Raw genomic sequence first — 17,387 nt, forward strand, 5'->3', positions numbered from 1 at the left:
TTTGACTAAACCCCTTTACGTATAAGGGGAAATTTATTGCCGCCAGACCACCTCCCGGCTAGTCTGGCGGCAATTTTATATGTGCATTCCGTTTGGGGATTGGGGGAAGTGCATGGCCGGAGCTGTATCAGAGGCCGCGATACCAAAAACTACCGGTAACGCGCGCCTTGCGGGCATCGATCTGTTTCGATTCATCGCTTTTGTGGCCGTTCTTGTCATCCATACGGTGCCTCAAACCGCCGGCCTGATAGAGGCCAATAGTCTGGCATGGCACGCCGCCAGATTTGCCGTGCCGTTTTACTTTATCGTCAGCGGCTATTTTTTCTGCCGGTTCAGCGGCACCGCCTTTGAGGGTATCAAAAAAGTCGTCTTCAGGATTATGCCGGTCTATTTTATCTGGCTCCTGATCTACACGGTTTTTTTCCCGGAAAGCTGGGGTTGGCTTACACAAGCCTACAGGGTCGCTGAATATCTGATCAGTGGTGGCCCTGTCGGCTATCATTTGTGGTTTCTGCCAACCCTGGCTTGTGGCCTTGTGGTTTACCTCGTGCTGCGCCGTTATGGCTTCAAAGTCATGTTTGCTGTGGCTGTCGTTTTGTTTGCGTTGGGCCTGATCTTCGGGCCGTATCGGGAAATGCTGGGCCTGCCCCACATTCGTTTCAAGGGCTTTCATTGGTATACGCGCAACGGCCCTTTCTTCAGTTTCTTTTTTGTTGTGGCCGGGGCCTATATAGCAACCTTAAAATTCCGCATCACCCTTCAAGCCGCTGCGGCTCTGACCGCCCTCGGCCTCGGCCTTCAGATACTGGAAAGCTATCTTTTGTGGCGGTTCGCCGACGGTGCATTTTTATCGACAGATTTTACCGTCGGCACAGCCCTGTTTGGTCTTGGCATCTTCTTCTTGGCTCTGAACTGGCCTGGGCACCTGACTCATCCGTGGCTATTGCATATGGGTCGGCTTAACCTGTGGATGTACTGCATCCATATGGCCTTTGTCCAAATATTGCGGCTATGGTTTGACGTCAATGTTCCGGCACAAATGGCTATGGTCTTTGTTGGCGCCCTTAGCCTGACCATCGCCAGTGCTTATCTGGCCGAACGCGCGCGCGTCATACCCCGGTCGATGATATATTAGCCAAGCCCTATACTTACCAAGACTTGACTCTTCCGCTCAAAACGCGCAAAAGGCCCGTCCAATTGGCGCCCTTCGCGCTTTTGACAACAAACCTTCGCCATCATGACCCCGGCATTGTGACCGGACAGGGATGGGAGGGATCCCCGACAACGCGTGGCGTTCTCGGGGTCTTTTTGTTGTTCAAAATCGCGGGCTCCAGATATGAGGATTTTTGATGTTCGACTCGCTAAATGAGCGCCTATCGGGACTATTTGACCGACTGAGTGGCCGTGGCGTCCTTTCGGAAAAGGACGTTGACGAAGCCCTGCGCGAAGTGCGGGTCGCCCTGCTTGAGGCCGACGTCGCCTTGCCGGTCGTGCGCAAGTTCATGGACAAGGCCCGCGAACTGGCGACCGGCGAAGCCATCATCAAGGCCGTTAAGCCCGCCGATCAGGTGGTCAAGATCGTCTATGACGGCCTGATCGACATGCTGGGCGGCGAAGAACCGGAACCGCTTAATCTGGCTGCCGTGCCGCCGGTCGTGATCCTGATGGCCGGTCTGCAAGGGTCGGGTAAGACCACCACCTCGGCCAAGCTGGCGCTGCGTCTGTCCAAATTTGATCGCAAAAAGGTCATGATGGCTTCGCTCGATACCCGCAGACCGGCGGCTATGGAGCAATTGAAACTGCTGGGCGATCAGGTCGGCGTTGAGGTTCTGCCAATCGTGGCCGGACAATCCGCCGTTGAGATCACCCGCCGCGCCCTGCAATCGGCCAAGCTTCAGGGCTTTGATGTCCTGATCCTCGATACCGCCGGTCGCACAACGCTGGATGAAACCCTGATGAATGAGGCGGCTGAGATTGCCAAAATCTCATCGCCGACGGAAACCTTTCTGGTGGCCGACAGCCTGACCGGTCAGGACGCCGTGCGCACCGCCGAAGCCTTCCATGCCCGTCTGCCGCTGACCGGCCTGATCCTGACCCGCGCCGATGGTGATGCGCGTGGCGGGGCCATGCTCAGCATGCGTGCCACCACGGGCCTGCCGATCAAGTTCCTCGGTGCCGGTGAAAAGATCGAAGCGCTCGATGTCTTTGATGCCAAACGGATCGCGGGCCGCATCCTGGGTCAGGGCGATGTGGTCGCACTCGTTGAAAAGGCCGCCCAGGAACTGGATGCCGCCAAGGCCGAGCAAATGGCCAAGAAGCTGTCCAAGGGGCAGTTTGATCTCAACGATCTGGCCGATCAGCTTACCCAGATGCAAAAAATGGGCGGCATGTCGGGTATCATGGGCCTCCTGCCCGGTGTGCAGAAGATCAAAAAGCAGATCAGCGATCTGGATATGTCCGACAAGATGTTCGCCCGTCAGGTGGCGATTATCTCGTCCATGACCAAGCTGGAGCGCAAAAAGCCCGACCTGCTTAATGCCTCGCGCAAGCGCCGCGTGGCTGCCGGCGCCGGTGTCGATGTGGCTGAAATCAATCGCCTTTTGAAACAGCATCGCCAGATGGCCGACGCCTTCAAGATGATGGCGCGCAACACAGGCGGGCGCGGCGGCGGTATGGGCGCTATGGCCAAGATGCTCGGTATGGGCGGCGGTATGCCGAACATGGCCCAGATGCAGCAAATGGGGAAGGCGCTGAAAGCCGATCCCAATATGGCCATTGGTGAAAATGCCGCCGTTGATATGGAACGCCTCAAACAACTGGGCGCTGGCAAATTACCCAATCTCCCTTCCGGCGGACTTCCGGGGTTACCCGGCCTCGGCGGCGGCGGACTTCCCGGTTTACCGGGCCTTGGGGGCGGATCAAATCCGTTCGACCCGAAAAAGAAATAACTGAAACTCTGAAATCTATCTCTCTAAAGGATCTTATATCATGTTGAAAATTCGTCTGTCGCGCGGTGGTTCCAAGAAGCGCCCGTACTACCACATCGTCATCGCTGACGCCGCCGCCCCGCGCGACGGTAAGTTCATCGCCAAGGTCGGTTCTTATAACCCGATGCTGGCCAAGGACAATGCTGCCCGCGTTACGCTTAAGGTCGAAGCCATCGCTGACTGGCTGAAAAAAGGCGCCCAACCGACTGACCGTGTCGCACGCTTTTTGGCCAAAGAAGGTCTGGTGAAGTGGGAGCATGGCAACAACCCGCAAAAGGGCACCCCTGGCAAGAAGGCTCAGGAACGCGCCGCTGAACGTGCGCAACGTGAGCAGGACCGTCTGGACGCCGAAGCCGCTGCCAAGGCAGAAGCGGCTGCCGCTGCGGCCGCTCCGGTTGTTGAAGAAGCCCCTGCTGAAGAAGCTCCGGCTTCCGAAGAGTCGACCGAAGCTTAATGGCTTCCCAAAGCGACTAAATCGTTATAAGGCCGGAACCCGCAGGTTCCGGCCTTTTACGTGGTGAGCATATGTCCGAAAAATCCGATCTTGTCTTTGTCGCTCAGGTGGCCGCCTCATTCGGCGTCAAGGGTGAGTTCAAACTGCTGAGCTACACCGCCGATCCTTTAAGCGTCCTTGAATATAACCCGCTGTTTAACGATAAGGGCGAGCCCGCTTTAAGTCTCACGGGGGCTCGCGCCCACAAAGGCGCTCTGGTCGTGCGCGCTGATGGGATCGATGATAAGGATAAGGCAGATAAGCTCAAAGGGCTTAAGCTCTATGTGCCGCGCTCAGATTTTGCCGAACCCGAAGACGAAGACGATTTTTACATCACTGACCTGATCGGCTTAGAAGCGCGCAACGTCAGTGGCGAGGTGGTTGGGCGCATCAAAAACGTCGATAATTTCGGTGCGGGCGACCTGCTCGACATTCAGCCGAAATCAGGCGCCAGCTTCTATCTGGCCTTCACGCGCGAGAATGTGCCCGAAGTCTCGGTTACCGGTGGCTATGTCGTGATCGACCTGCCCCCAGAAGTACAGGCCGAGCCATCTAAAGCAGAATAAAACATTCCGTTAAGGCCACCAAGGCAGCGGCCAAGGCAGAAAAGCCATCGCCCGGCGAGGGACTAAACATAATCAAACGCCGTAAGCCGCGTAAAACACCTTAACTGCCGAGGTCACCTCAGCATCAATCTGCGCCTCGCTCGGCGGTTCGCCGTAATTCATAAACCGCGCCTTCAAATGCCGGTTCTGGCATAGGGCTATGAACTGATGCGCCGCCAGTTCAACATCATCGAACCTGAATTCACCGGCGGCTTCGGCCTTTTTCAAAAACTCCATCATCCGTTCGGCCCCCCTGAGGGCACCGGCCTGATAAAACAGACGGGCGACATCGGGCCAGCGCTCGGCGATTGAGGTGATCAGGCGGAAATTGCGCTGGGTCTTTTCGCGGGTCGTGATGCGGGCATACTTACGCCCCCATGACAAAAGCGAGTCGCGGTAATGGCCCTTGTCGGCCAGCAGTAAACCCTCGACCTCGCTCTGGTGCATGGCGCAGTGACGCTGGACAAAGGCCTCGACCAGATCTTCCTTGCTCTTGAAGTAATTATAAAGCGTGCCTTTAGAGCCGCCAAGACGTTGCGCGATGGTGGACATCGAGGCGGCATCGAAGCCTTCCTCATAAAAGACTTCGCTGGCCACATCGAGAATGGCCTCACGGCGGGTGTCTTTGTCCAGTTTTACCTTTTGATCCAGCATGATCCTGTTTTCTACGCTTCACGGGCCAGAGTCAAATACGCGACACCGGCATAAAATAATCGTACCGTACCGTACGGTCATTGACAAACTATCATGACGGGTATAAATGCGCAAGAAAAATGACCGTACCGTACGGTTGTTTTAAGGATAATGAATATGGATAGTCTTCCTCTTAAGCGCCGGTTTAAACCCGTCCTCGCTTTGTGTGTAAGCCTTTTGGCTTTGACCGGGGGCGTCAATATCGCCCACTCGGCACCTAAATCCGAAGCACTCGATGTCGCCACAACGTTTAAATTGCCCGCCGCTCCGTTCTGGATGCGCTATGGCGACCCGCAGCTTGATCGCCTCATGGCCGACGCCATCAATACTTCACCATCCTTAGCCGTCGCTGAGGCCCGCCTGCGCAAGGCCAAGGCCAGTTTCGACGGCTCAAAAGGCGCCGATGTGCCCACCCTGTCGTTTCTGGGCACGGCGCAGAAATTAGGTTCCTCCGGTGGCCCCGACGGCGAAGAAGCTCTTAATCTCGATGAACTGGGTGTCGCTGGTCTGAATTTTGGCTGGGAACTGGATTTTTGGGGTAAGAACCGCGCCGCGGTGGCCGCCGCATCCTCGCAGGCGCGCGCGTCCGAAGCCGACATGATGCAGGCCGGGCTGATCCTGACCACATCGATTGCCACCGCCTATATTGATCTGGCCCGCCTCTATGATGAACGCGATCTGGCCGTGCGCGCGGTGGAGGTCCGTGGCGACAGCGCCGATCTGGTGCAGCAAAAATTCGATAACGGCCTGACCAATCGCGCCGAACTGCAATTGGCCAATGCCGGTTCCGCCACCGCCCGCGCCGAGGTTGCCGCCATTGATGAGCAAATCGCCGCGACCCGCAATCTGATCGCCGCTCTGGCTGGCCGCGATCCCGTCTACGGGCAATCTTTGGCCCGTCCGGCGCTTAAGGCCTCCGCCACATTTGCCCTGCCGGAACGGATCGATCTTGACCTGATTGGCCGCCGCCCGGATGTGGTCGCCGCCAAATGGCGCGCCGAAGCCTCAACCCAAGGCGTTAAACGTGCCAAGGCCGCCTTTTATCCCAATGTCAATCTGATGGCGTTTGTGGGCAAGGTCTGGCTGGGCGACCTGAGCGTAGAGGGCACCACCAATTCCAATTTCGGCCCGGCGATCACCCTGCCCCTGTTCGACGGCGGCAAACGCAAATCCGACCTGCGCGGTGCCAAGGCCGATAAGGACGCCGCCGTGGCCGATTATAACGCGGCCATCGTCAATGCTATGCACGGCGTGGCGGATGTGGTGGCGTCTGAGCGGGCTTTAGAGGGCCGCCTGAAGGACTCGCAAGCCGCACTTGATGGCTATGAAGAGGCCTACCGCCTGACCAAGCTGCGCTATGATGGCGGGCTTAGCAACTACACCACACTGCTTCAGGCCGAACAAAGCCTGCTGACCCAGCGTAAAACCGTCACCGATTTGAAATCCCGTGCCCTTAGCCTTGATGTCGCGCTGGTACGCGCGCTCGGTGGCGATTACTGATTATTACAGAAAGCGATATTCCCATGTCCACTTCCGCATCTCCCGCCGCTGATGCCCCGCTGAGCCCGCAGGCTCAGGTTGCCGTTGGTGCCAATCGCCGCAAGCGCCTTTTGACATACCTTGCCGCCGGTGTCGCCGCTGCGGCTGTCCTATGGGGCGGCTATTATATCTTAGTCGGGTCGCACTATGTTGAGACCGACAACGCCTATGTTGGCGCCGAAACCGCGCAGGTCAATGCCCTGGTCCCCGGCCCGATCGCCAAGATCCACGTCTCGGATACGCAAACGGTCAAAGCGGGCGATATTCTGGTCGAGCTTGATAATGCCGATGCCCGCATAGCCCTGGCCGAAGCGCAAGCCGATCTGGCTCTGGCCGCCCGCCGAGTACAGGGATATTACGCCTCTGATGATGCCTTGCAGGCCCAGATGAGCGCCCGTCAGGCAGAGATCACCGCCACTGACACGCAGATCAAATCGGCCCAGTCCGACTATGAGCGCGCCCAGATCGACCTGAACCGCCGCAAGGCCCTGATCGCATCGGGTGCCGTATCGCAAGAAGAACTGTCCACCGCCCAGAACCAGTATGCCCGCGCTGCCGCCGCTCTGGCGGCCGCCCAGTCGGTCAGGGCTCAGGCTCAGGCCACCTATCAGGCCGCCATCGGGTCGCGCGAAAACAACAATGTCCGCATCGCCGGTTTCACTCCCTCCGGCAACCCCGAAGTTCTGGCCGCGCAAGCCAAGGTCGATGCCGCCAAACTGGCCTTTGAACGCACGGTGGTGCGCGCTCCGATGGATGGCGTGGTCGCCCGCAAGTCGGTTCAGGTCGGTCAGCAAGTGACTGCGGGGACACCGCTGATGGCTGTGGTGCCGATTTCCAAGGCCTATGTCGATGCCAACTTCAAAGAAGTGCAGCTCAAAAACGTTGTGCCGGGCCAGACAGTTGAGCTGACCTCCGACCTCTACGGCGACAGCGTCAAATTCCACGGCACCGTGCGCGGCATTTCCGGCGGCACGGGCTCGGCCTTTTCGCTGATCCCGGCCCAGAACGCGTCGGGCAACTGGATCAAGGTGGTTCAGCGCCTGCCGGTGCGCATCGATCTCGACCCTAAGGAACTGAGCGCCCATCCGCTGCGGGTTGGTCTGTCGATGAAGGCGAAGATCGACATCGCCGATGCCCCGAAAGCCGTGAAGTAATTTATTATAAGGGAGCGCCATCATGGCCTCACCCGCAACGACTGCCGGTGCTGAACCGGCCTCGCCACCGCCTTTGACCGGTGGCACCCTGACCATAACCGCGATTGCGCTGGCGCTTGGCACCTTTATGCAGGTGCTCGATTCCACCATCGCCAACGTATCGCTTCCGACCATTGCCGGTAACCTTGGGGTATCCTCATCGCAAGGCACATGGGTCATTACCTCCTTTGCCGTCGCCAACGGCATTTCCGTGCCCCTGACTGGCTGGCTGATGGGCCGGTTCGGCGTGGTGCGCGTCTTTACCTTCTCGGTGCTGTTGTTCACCTTCGCGTCGTTCCTGTGCGGCATTGCCTGGAACATCGAAGGTCTGATCGGGTTTCGTATCCTGCAAGGGCTGGTGTCCGGGCCGATGATCCCCGGCTCTCAGGCCCTGCTGATCATGATTTTCCCGCCCGAAAAACGGGCAACGGGTCTGGCCATGTGGTCGATGACGACGCTGGTCGGGCCGATCTGTGGCCCCATACTTGGCGGCTATATTTCCGATAACTATGCGTGGGAATGGATATTCCTGATCAACGTCCCGATTGGCCTGTTCTGCGCGTTTATTTGCTGGCAGAACATGAAATCGCGTGAGACCCCGACACGCAAAGTGCCGGTCGATACCACCGGCTTTGCTTTATTGGTTATCTGGGTTGGCGCGCTTCAGGTCATGCTCGACACGGGTAAAGAAGCCGACTGGTTCTCATCGCCGGCTATTGTGGTCGAACTGATCGTCGCCATCGTGTTCTTCATCGCCTGGGTGATCTGGGAACTGAATGAGAAAAACCCGATTGTCGATTTGTCGATGTTTAAGAACCGTAACTTTACGCTGGGGACGATTGCGCTCTGTATCGCCTACGCCATCTTCTTCGGGAATGGCCTGTTGCTGCCGGTATGGCTGCAATCGAACATGGGCTATGTCGCCACCTGGGCAGGCCTTGTGGCCGCACCCTCAGGGGTCGTCGCCGTCATTCTGACCCCGTTTGCAGCCCGCCTTCTGGGTAAGACCGACGCGCGGATCCTTGCGACCTTTTCGATCCTGATGTTTGCCCTGTCGTTCTTCATGCGCTCAGGCTACACGCCTGATGCGGATTTCACCGCGCTGGTCCTGCCGCTGCTGGTGCAGGGCGTGGCCATGTCGACCTTCTTCATTTCGATGATCACCATCGCTATGGCGGACATCCCGGCGCATCAAACCCCCGCAGCCTCCGGCCTGTCGAACTTTGCCCGCATCACCGCCGGTAGTTTTGCGGCCTCATTAGCCACCACCATCTGGGATCGCATGGAGGCCGTTCATCAGACCCGCCTGTCCGAGACCATGAGTTCAGGATCGCCTTTGTGGATCGAGACGATCCAAAAGCTTCAGGCGGCGGGTCTTTCACTGCAGCAGGCGGTGGGCGTGATTACCTCACAGGTCATGTCGCAAGCCTATCTTCAGGCCGCGCTCGATTTCTTCCGGATTTCGGGCTGGCTGACCCTGTTGCTGATCCCGCTCATCTGGTTTGCCAAAAAGTCGATGAGCAATGGCGCCGTTCACGCGGCCGACTAACCCGCTAAGTTAGTCGTTCGTATGACTGAGGCCGCCCGCTCCCCCCTCGTTGGGCGGCCTCAACCCCTAAAAAGCCCCCGGATCACACCGGGGGCTTTCATTCCATACTCACCGTCTAAATCGCCTGACCGCCGGAAACCTCGATACGCTGAGCATTGATCCAGTTACTGTCGGGCGCCAGCAGGTTCGAGATGGCCCCGCCAATATCATCGGGCAGGCCAACCCGGCCTAGTGCCGTCATTTCAGCGATATGTCTATTGATCTCTTCATTATCGCGCACCCGCCCGCCACCAAAATCGGTTTCAATCGCACCGGGAGCGATAGTATTGACCGAGATACCGCGTGGCCCCAGTTCCTTAGCCATATAGCGGGTCAGCACCTCAACCCCGCCCTTCATCGCCGCATAGGCTGACGCCCCCGGATAGGCAAAGCGCGTCAGACCGGTGGAGATATTGACGATGCGGCCACCGTCTTTGATCAGCGGCAGCAGCTTTTGCGTCAGGAAAAACGTCCCCTTGAGGTGAATATTCATCAGAGTGTCGAACTGCTCTTCGGTCGTTTCCGCAAAGGGGGCGTGGCCACCAATGCCGGCATTATTGACCAGATAATCGAACGTGTCGCGGCCCCAGACACGGTTCAGAAGCTTGCCCACCTCAGCCGTAAAATCTGCGAAACCGGCCGATTTGCCGACATCAAGTTGGATCGCCACCGCCTTGCGGCCCAGAGCCTCTATCTCGGCCACAGCCTGATCGGCTTCGAACCTGTTAGAATTATAGGTCAGAATGATGTCGGTGCCCTTGCGCGCCAGATGAACGGCGGTGTTACGGCCTAAGCCTCGGCTGGCTCCGGTGATGAGTGCGATGGTCATGAGGATATCTCCAATGGTTTTTCACTGAAGACCACCATACTGTTTGTCAAAATCATGATAAATATCGTAAATATGATATAACTGATCGTAATTTACGAACAATATGAGGCTATATGGACCGTCTCGACGCCATGAAAATTTTCACCCGCGTGGCGGAGCTGTCCAGCTTCAGCGGTGCGGCCCTTGATCTTGATCTGCCGCGCGCAACCGTCTCGACCCAGGTGCAGGCGCTTGAGGCCCATCTCGGCACCCAGCTCTTGTACCGCACGACACGCAAAGTACATCTTACCCATGATGGCGAAGTGTTTTATGCCCGCGCCCGTGAAGTGCTGGCCGATATGGATGAAATGGAAACCCTGTTCCAGCAAACCCCGGCGTCCCTCAAAGGCCGACTTCGGATCGATATGCCGCAGGGACTGGCCCAAACCCTGTTCATGCGCCATTTGCCCGAATTTATGGCCCAGCATCCGGAACTGGAGATCGACCTGTCGTGCACTGACCGGCGGGTGGATATCATTGCCGAAGGCTTTGATTGCGTACTGCGCGTCGGCACGCTTAACGATTCAGCCTTGATGGCCCGGCCTCTGGGGCACATGGAGCTGGTCAATGTCGCCAGTCCGGACTATCTCAAAACCTATGGCACGCCGCAGACTCTGGAAGACCTAAGCGGTCACCGGCTGATCCATTATGTCGCCAACATCTCCGCCCGCACTGAGAGTGGCGAGGCCGGATTTGAGTATTTCGACGGCAGCACATACCAGACTCTGCCGATGCCGGGCGCTATCACCGTCAACAATACCGCCGTCTATAGTCAGGCCGCCCTGATGGGACTTGGGATCATTCAGGTGCCGCGCATAGGGGCCGCCGTTCATCTTAAGTCCGGCGCATTGGTTGAGGTTTTACCCGACCATAAGGCCGCTCCCATGCCGGTCAATCTGATCTACCCCAGACGCCGCCATCTGGCGCGACGGGTGCAGGTGTTCATGACCTGGGCCACGGCGCTGGTGAAGCACCATATTGAGACGTGACGGATTTAGAACTGGTTTTTTGTGAAATTACTCGTAAACAGGGGGTACATTTCGCAGATGCACATTTGAACAGACAGTGACATGACCGCCCCCGTAGCCCCCGCGACCCCTGTGTTGAAGAATAAGGTTCTGACGATCCTGATCCTGGGGATACTCACGACCATCAGCCCGTTTACGATCGATATGTATCTGCCGGCCTTTCAGCAAATTGCCGATGATCTGGGCACCACGACCGGTCAGGTGTCATTGTCGCTGTCGAGCTATTTTGCAGGCATGGCGATCGGGCAGATCATTTACGGGCCATTATTGGATCGGTTTGGACGCAAAAAGCCGCTCTATGCGGGGCTGGCACTATACGTCGTCTGTTCACTGGGCTGTCTGTTATCGCAGAATGTCGAAACCCTGATTGGTCTGCGCTTTATTCTGGCGCTCGGCGGCTGCGTCGCGCAGGTGGCGACCATGGCTATGGTGCGTGACTTTTTTCCACCCAAGGACTCGGCCAAAATCTTCTCACTGCTGGTGCTGATTTTAAGCGTATCGCCGCTGCTGGCCCCGACCGCAGGCGGGTTTGTGACGACTTATCTGGGCTGGCACGCCATCTTTATCTTTCTGGCGGTGATCGTGGCCCTGATCATGGTGCTGACCCACTTTTTCCTGCCAAGTGTTTATAAAGGCGATCCGACCGTGTCGCTGAAACCGGCGCCCGTCATCGCCAATTTTGCCGCAGTGATTAAGGTGCCGCAATTCTATACCTATGTCTTTTCGTCGGCCTTTGCGTTTACGACCCTGTTTATCTATGTGACCGCCTCACCGATTATCTTTCTCGATATCTTCAAGGTTACGCCGGATGTTTACGGGGCCATATTTGCCTTTATTGCGGTCGGCATTATCGGCTCCAATCAGGTCAATGTCTGGCTGACCCGCTATTACAGCAGCGAGCAGATCTTTAAATGCGCAATGATAGCTTTAGCCATCATCAGCACCGTGTTCCTGATCGGCAGCTATCTGGGCTGGTTCGGCTTGTGGCCGACGATTTTTTTCTTCTTTGCCATGTTGTCCTGCCTAGGGATGACCAACCCCAATGCCAATGCCTTAGCCCTGGCGCCCTTCACCAGCCATATCGGCAGCGCTTCAGCCCTGATTGGGTTTTTGCAGATCGCTCTGGCCACCATTGCGTCCTCGTTCGTCAGCATACTGGGCGGTGAGCATGTCTATCCCTTGCTGGGGATCATCGTTGCGGCGGTCTATACCGGCCTGATTATCCTGTGGCTGGGTAAGCGTCAGATGGCGCGTCAGGCCGCATAAGGTATCCGGGACAGGATCGGGAGAGTAGCCTGCATAAAAGGGGATAAGACTGAAAAGATATGGCTGAAAACTTAGAGCGTTTTCCCATCAAATGAATCATTGATGGATGAGAAAGAGCGACCACAAAAAATTACAGCCTTTCATCTGATGCAACCAGATGAAAGGCTGTATGTAGCCGAATATCATCCCGCCCCGGATAGTTAATAGCACCACGCGGAAATGCGTTTGTCACCTACAATCCGGTGCATACAGGTGCCACATAGTGAAATTTACGTTACGGAAAGTTACAGCCTTGGGTAGTCTCACGCCCTGACTACACCCAGTTTATTCGACAAAATATCGGGCAGGATGGGCTTTGAGATATAGTCGTCCATACCGGCCTCCAGACAGCGCTCGCGGTCTCCGGCCAGAGCATGGGCGGTCACGCCGATGATGCGCTGCGGCGGCAAACCGCGCTCAGATTCCAATTCACGTATACGCCTTGTCGTTTCAAGGCCATCAAGACCGTGCATCTGCACGTCCATGAGAATGGTGTAATAAGGCTTATCGGCTGCGGTAATGACTTCGAGCGCCTCGAGACCGGATTCCACGGCCACGGCCTTAAAGCCCATATCCTCCAGCATCAGGGTCGCCACCATGATATTCGGGGCATAGTCTTCAACAATCAGCACCGTCGGCATGGTATCGGCATTGACGCTGCGGGCCACCGGCACAGGGGCAACCGGACGCACCGGTGCTGCGGGAGCTGCGCGTTTCAGCTTGAGCCGGACATGAAACACCGACCCGCGGCCTTCGTGACTGTCGACCTTGATCGTGCCGCCCATAAGCTCGATCAGCGACTTGGCGATCGACAGGCCAAGCCCTGAGCCACCAAAGCGGCGGGTAATGGTTTCATCGGCCTGGGTAAAGGTATCGAAAATCAGCGGCAGCTTAGAGGCTTCGATCCCGATGCCGGTATCGCGCACACTGATGCTCAGCTCCGCCAGATCGCCATAGACACTGCGCAGATCGGTTGTAACTTCGATTTCGCCCTGATCGGTAAATTTCAGGGCATTGGACACCAGGTTCATGATGATCTGCTGCAAGCGGGTGCGGTCGCCCAGCAAGGCGGCACCCTCCGTGCGATCCGTCATGACCAGCTTCAGGCCTTTGCGGGCGATGTCAGACTCAAACATCACCCGGATATCATTCAGGATCTCACCGGGCACAAAGGCGATGGTTTCAAGATCGATACGCCCGTCCTCAATCCGGCTGATATCCAAAAGGTCGTTGATTAGCTTCAGCAGCAAATCGGCATTGGTGCGCAGTGTATCGACCATCTTTTGCTGATCACCGTTGAGCGGCGATTTGGCCAGCAAGGTCGCCAGACCATTGACCACGTTCATCGGTGTGCGGATTTCATGGCTCATGGTCGCCAGAAAGCGGCTCTTGGCCTCAGACGCAGCTTCGGCCTTTTCCTTGGCAGCCTTCAGTTCCTCCTGCTGGTGAGCGTTTTCGCGCAGCAACCGTTCCTTGGTATAGGCCGCCAGCATGATCGCCGGCAACAGGTCGAGATAGGTCTGGTTGACATCCTTAACCGCATAGTCAGCAGCACCATTTTCCAGCGCCTGCAAAGCGATGCGCTCATCCCCCCCGGCGGTCAGGATCACGGCTGGCGGCACGGGGTCGAGATCGGTGATGTGCGACAGCAACTCAAGCCCGCTCATGCCCGGCAGATTATAATCGATCAGCAACAGGTCGTAGTCGGTCTTCTGGATCAGGGCCAGCGCCTCTTCGGCGGTTTCGACCGTCTCGACGATCAGGCCATTGCGGGCCATACGTTTTTGCAGCAGACGCGCCAGAGCGGCATCATCCTCCACGTACAGCACATGCTCAAGCGTCGCCGGCACCGCCGATCGGCTTGGGCGTCGGCCATCAGCCGATATCGTCGCGGACACTGGTTTCATTCTTTCATCCCTGATTATGGGGAACCTTGACGACATTGAGCATGAGACCCAGTTTGCGGATGGCATCGGCAAAGGCTTCATAACCCACAGGCTTGGTCATATAGGCATTGCAGCCCAAAGCGTAACATTCGTCTATGTCTTTAGGGTTATCAGTCGTGGTTAAGACAATGACCGGAATATTTTTCGTGTGCTCATCGGCCTTAAGGCGGCGCAAGATCTCAAACCCGTCGATTTCCGGTAAGTTAAGATCGAGCAGGATCACGGTTTTATCGTGCTGATCCAGGGTGCGTTTGTCATTAAAGAAATAATCGAGGGCTGCCGCCCCGTTCGGCACATGGACAATCTGATTGGCCACCCCGGCGCGCTCAAGGTTCTTGATGATCAAGCGGGCATGGCCTTCATCGTCTTCGATCATCACCAGCTTGAAAGGTTCATTGAACAACTTGATCATGCCTGTTGCGCCTTTCTGGCCGGCAGGACTTGAGTGCCTGCAGCCAGGACCGCTTGCGACTCATCAGCCATATCATTGACCCCGCCACGACGCGGCAGGCGTACAAAAAAGGTAGTGCCCACACCAACGGCGGATTCAAACCAGATCGCGCCGTCCATCTTGCGCAGGGTGGTTTTGACAAAGCTCATGCCGATACCCAAGCCCCGCACATCCGACGTGTTGCGGGCGCGGCGGAATATCTCGAAAATCTTACCGGAATCCGCCGCATCGATCCCGCGGCCATTGTCACGGATGTAAAAGACAAAATCGCGGGCCGTTTGCTGACTGCCGATTTCGATGCGGCCCTTGCGCTCAACCGTGAGATATTTGACCGCATTATCGAGCAGGTTGGAGAACACCTGCTCCAACGCCAGGGCATCGGTCACCAGTTCCGGCAGATCATGAATGATGACCTCGGCGCCCTTGTTCTGGATTTCAAAGCTCTGCGCCCCGATACACTTATCGATAATAGCGCGGGAATCGACCCGTTCATAGCGATGCACATAGCGGCCGATCCGCGACAGGTCGAGAATGGCAGTAGTTAAGGTATCCATGCGCTCTACCCCCTTGCCGATAAAGGTCAGGGCTTCGGGGATGTCGCGGTGCAGGTTGAGGTCGATCTTTGACCAGTCTTCGGGTTTGATCTTGTCCTGATAGGGCGTCAGGGTGTCTGAGACTTCGGCGATCGCCATGTCCAGTTCGCGCGAGAAGCCTTTGAGGTTGACCAGCGGCGAGCGCAGATCGTGCGAGGTAATATAGGTGAAGGTTTCCATGTCGGCATGAAGCTGACGCAGTTCTTCCTCACGGTTTTTCTGATCGGTAATGTCAGTATGGGCGCCGACCATAGACCTCATCCGGCCATCGTCACCGCGCTGCGCCACCGCCCGCGACATGATCCAGCGCCATGTACCGTCTTTGTGGTGCATGCGAAAGACATTGGTATAGAGCGCCGACGGCCCTTCACGGAAGGCCTTAAGCGTCGCCAGAGCCGCATCCTTATCGTCAGGGTGGATCAGGTCGATGGTGGCTTTGAAATCATCCTTGATATCGGCCTCATCATAGCCCAGCATCGACTTATATTCCGGCGACATATACATGGAATCATTGATGAAATTATATTCGAACACGCCATCATTGATGCCGTTCAGCACGGTTTTAAACCGCTCCTCTGAACGCCTGTGGGCGTCTTCAAACCGCTGATTGGCGACTTCCAGATTGATGATAGTCACCGTACCTACCAGCAGAATACCGATCATCAGAACATTACCGAGCACGATGACGGTCAGAAAATTGTTCTTTTGCGACTGGGCGGCCTTGGATTGCAGCCGCAACGTCACCCCGCGACGGGCAATGCTCTGATCGAGCATCTGACGCAGTTCATCCATTTGCGCTTTTTGAGCATTCAGTGCCGCACTTGACGGCGATCCGGCACCACGGGTGCGCACATCGGTAATTTGATCCGACAAAAGCTTTTGATAATTATCAATAACCTTAAGCCAGCTATTGACCTCTTCGCGGGCAGCCACTTCGGGATAGGTGGTATTGCGAAGGTTCACAATTCCGCTTTGCAGCCGGGCATAGGCCGTGAAATAGGGATCCAGAAAGGCCTCATCGCCCGTCACCATAAAGCCACGCACGCTGGTTTCCATATCGACCAGATCGATAACAATCAGGCGGCTCTGATCAATGACCTGAGATTGATACAGCGAAAAGTCGTTGTGGGTCTGAACCTTGTTGTACTGCTTATAGAGCACGTAGCTGAAGGTGACGAACGCCAGGGAAATCAGGCAGAACACCGCTATATAATAGTGTTTTCGCGCGATCGCCCACGGCAGTTTCATAGGGTAAAACCAGTCTGTGCGGGTGCAGGTCATCTGCCCCCGCACGTGTTATCTCAATTTATTGCTTACCGGCATCCTGAATGACTTCGCCGGTGGCTTCGACGTCCTTGCCGACACCCTGAACCGTATTGCAAGCCGCCAGAACCGGCAGAGAGGCTACAAATAACATAATGGCCAAGCGTTTCATATTTGCTCCGATACTTAAGATCGATGGGTTGATTGCCAAACCCGTAACCCCGCAACTGAGACAGTAGAGACTCGGAACGTAATGTAACAATAGGCGCACTTACGCGAAAAATAAGGAACCCATAAATATGGTTAATATTATTTTAAGCTGTGCTCCAGGAGATACAATGCGTCTACAGCTTGCGGCCAGCCTTAAAGCCCTCAGTAAAGGCGTGGATGACGCCTTCGGGTTTATGGTCATCGGATTTGGAACTGATGCGTTCATCGTGCCGGTCGCGGCCGTCATTGGCGATCAGATCAATATTGTGACGCACATTGCGCCACAGCCTGCGGGCCGCATAGAGGCCTAATCCCACTACTGCTGCCACTGCGATTATGGCCACAAGCGACGCCGCCAAGGGCCCGTTATCAGGGGCAATCCAGATATAAAGTCCAACAATAAGGCCGCAAAAGGCAACCCCCGCAATCAGCATCAGAAATATACCGATCATGACCAAGCCGGTGAGCGAGGCCAGCAGTTTTTCAACAAACGGTGAGGCCGTTTTCAGGCGCCGGCTGACGCCAAAAACATCAATCAGTTTGCTGGCCAAAGGCGCCACCACCGGCGCCAGTAACGATAATCCAGCCAGATTCCAGGCCATTGAATAGTCCCCCAAAGAATAAA

The 17,387-nt window shown here is 56.5% G+C and carries 16 protein-coding genes; 9 read left to right on the plus strand and 7 right to left on the minus strand.

Annotated elements, in window-relative coordinates:
* The first annotated feature begins 112 nt into the window (after positions 1–112).
* From PQU98_RS11120 to rimM, 4 genes are all read left to right on the plus strand, one after another.
* On the plus strand, positions 113–1,135 hold the full coding sequence (locus PQU98_RS11120) for an acyltransferase family protein (RefSeq protein ID WP_272745013.1): 1,023 nt from the start codon (positions 113–115) through the stop codon (positions 1,133–1,135).
* A gap of 214 nt (positions 1,136–1,349) precedes the next feature.
* Positions 1,350–2,948 (plus strand): signal recognition particle protein, encoded by a 1,599-nt coding sequence (gene ffh / locus PQU98_RS11125; protein WP_272745014.1) that lies wholly within the window; start codon positions 1,350–1,352, stop codon positions 2,946–2,948.
* 40 nt (positions 2,949–2,988) lie between these two features.
* Complete coding sequence (gene rpsP / locus PQU98_RS11130) at positions 2,989–3,441, plus strand: 30S ribosomal protein S16 (protein WP_272745015.1); 453 nt, start codon at positions 2,989–2,991, stop codon at positions 3,439–3,441.
* A 71-nt stretch (positions 3,442–3,512) separates the two neighbouring features.
* Positions 3,513–4,046, plus strand: coding sequence for a ribosome maturation factor RimM (gene rimM / locus PQU98_RS11135; protein WP_272745016.1), 534 nt, complete (start codon positions 3,513–3,515; stop codon positions 4,044–4,046).
* A gap of 72 nt (positions 4,047–4,118) precedes the next feature.
* On the opposite strand, the gene PQU98_RS11140 is transcribed toward rimM, so the two are convergent.
* Positions 4,119–4,739: a TetR/AcrR family transcriptional regulator gene (locus PQU98_RS11140; RefSeq protein WP_272745017.1), complete on the minus strand. Its 621-nt coding sequence runs from the start codon at positions 4,737–4,739 to the stop codon at positions 4,119–4,121.
* A gap of 156 nt (positions 4,740–4,895) precedes the next feature.
* On the opposite strand from PQU98_RS11140, the gene PQU98_RS11145 reads away from it, so the two are divergent.
* Genes PQU98_RS11145 through PQU98_RS11155 form a run of 3 tightly spaced genes read left to right on the plus strand, consistent with a single transcriptional unit; the run spans position 4,896 to position 9,059 of the window.
* On the plus strand, positions 4,896–6,278 hold the full coding sequence (locus PQU98_RS11145) for an efflux transporter outer membrane subunit (protein WP_272745018.1): 1,383 nt from the start codon (positions 4,896–4,898) through the stop codon (positions 6,276–6,278).
* Positions 6,279–6,301: 23 nt separating this feature from the next.
* A complete protein-coding gene (locus PQU98_RS11150) occupies positions 6,302–7,471 on the plus strand; it encodes an HlyD family secretion protein (RefSeq protein ID WP_272745019.1) in 1,170 nt (389 codons plus the stop codon).
* A 22-nt stretch (positions 7,472–7,493) separates the two neighbouring features.
* Complete coding sequence (locus tag PQU98_RS11155; RefSeq protein ID WP_272745020.1) at positions 7,494–9,059, plus strand: DHA2 family efflux MFS transporter permease subunit; 1,566 nt, start codon at positions 7,494–7,496, stop codon at positions 9,057–9,059.
* Positions 9,060–9,174: 115 nt separating this feature from the next.
* On the opposite strand, the gene PQU98_RS11160 is transcribed toward PQU98_RS11155, so the two are convergent.
* Positions 9,175–9,927, minus strand: coding sequence for an SDR family NAD(P)-dependent oxidoreductase (locus tag PQU98_RS11160; RefSeq protein WP_272745021.1), 753 nt, complete (start codon positions 9,925–9,927; stop codon positions 9,175–9,177).
* 113 nt (positions 9,928–10,040) lie between these two features.
* Here PQU98_RS11160 and PQU98_RS11165 point away from each other — a divergent pair, with 113 nt between their 5' ends.
* On the plus strand, positions 10,041–10,955 hold the full coding sequence (locus tag PQU98_RS11165) for a LysR family transcriptional regulator (protein WP_272745022.1): 915 nt from the start codon (positions 10,041–10,043) through the stop codon (positions 10,953–10,955).
* Positions 10,956–11,036: 81 nt separating this feature from the next.
* Positions 11,037–12,260, plus strand: a complete 1,224-nt coding sequence (locus PQU98_RS11170) for a multidrug effflux MFS transporter (RefSeq protein WP_272745023.1) — start codon at positions 11,037–11,039, stop codon at positions 12,258–12,260.
* A gap of 302 nt (positions 12,261–12,562) precedes the next feature.
* Here the strand turns inward: PQU98_RS11170 and PQU98_RS11175 are convergent, their stop codons facing one another.
* The 5 genes from PQU98_RS11175 to PQU98_RS11195 all read right to left on the minus strand — a co-directional run bounded on the left by PQU98_RS11175 (position 12,563) and on the right by PQU98_RS11195 (position 17,364).
* A complete protein-coding gene (locus tag PQU98_RS11175; protein ID WP_272745024.1) occupies positions 12,563–14,206 on the minus strand; it encodes a hybrid sensor histidine kinase/response regulator in 1,644 nt (547 codons plus the stop codon).
* A 4-nt stretch (positions 14,207–14,210) separates the two neighbouring features.
* Positions 14,211–14,657 (minus strand): response regulator, encoded by a 447-nt coding sequence (locus PQU98_RS11180; RefSeq protein WP_272745025.1) that lies wholly within the window; start codon positions 14,655–14,657, stop codon positions 14,211–14,213.
* Positions 14,654–16,570 carry an ATP-binding protein gene (locus tag PQU98_RS11185; RefSeq protein ID WP_272745026.1) on the minus strand — a complete coding sequence of 639 codons (1,917 nt, stop codon included), beginning with the start codon at positions 16,568–16,570 and terminating at the stop codon, positions 14,654–14,656. The genes PQU98_RS11180 and PQU98_RS11185 overlap by 4 nt, the downstream gene beginning before the upstream one ends.
* 25 nt (positions 16,571–16,595) lie before the next feature.
* Positions 16,596–16,724, minus strand: coding sequence for an entericidin A/B family lipoprotein (locus PQU98_RS11190; protein WP_272745027.1), 129 nt, complete (start codon positions 16,722–16,724; stop codon positions 16,596–16,598).
* Positions 16,725–16,896: 172 nt separating this feature from the next.
* Positions 16,897–17,364, minus strand: coding sequence for a hypothetical protein (locus PQU98_RS11195; protein WP_272745028.1), 468 nt, complete (start codon positions 17,362–17,364; stop codon positions 16,897–16,899).
* Between the last annotated feature and the right edge of the window lie 23 nt (positions 17,365–17,387).

Source organism: Asticcacaulis machinosus, from assembly GCF_028550435.1.
Classification (GTDB): Bacteria; Pseudomonadota; Alphaproteobacteria; order Caulobacterales; family Caulobacteraceae; genus Asticcacaulis; species Asticcacaulis machinosus.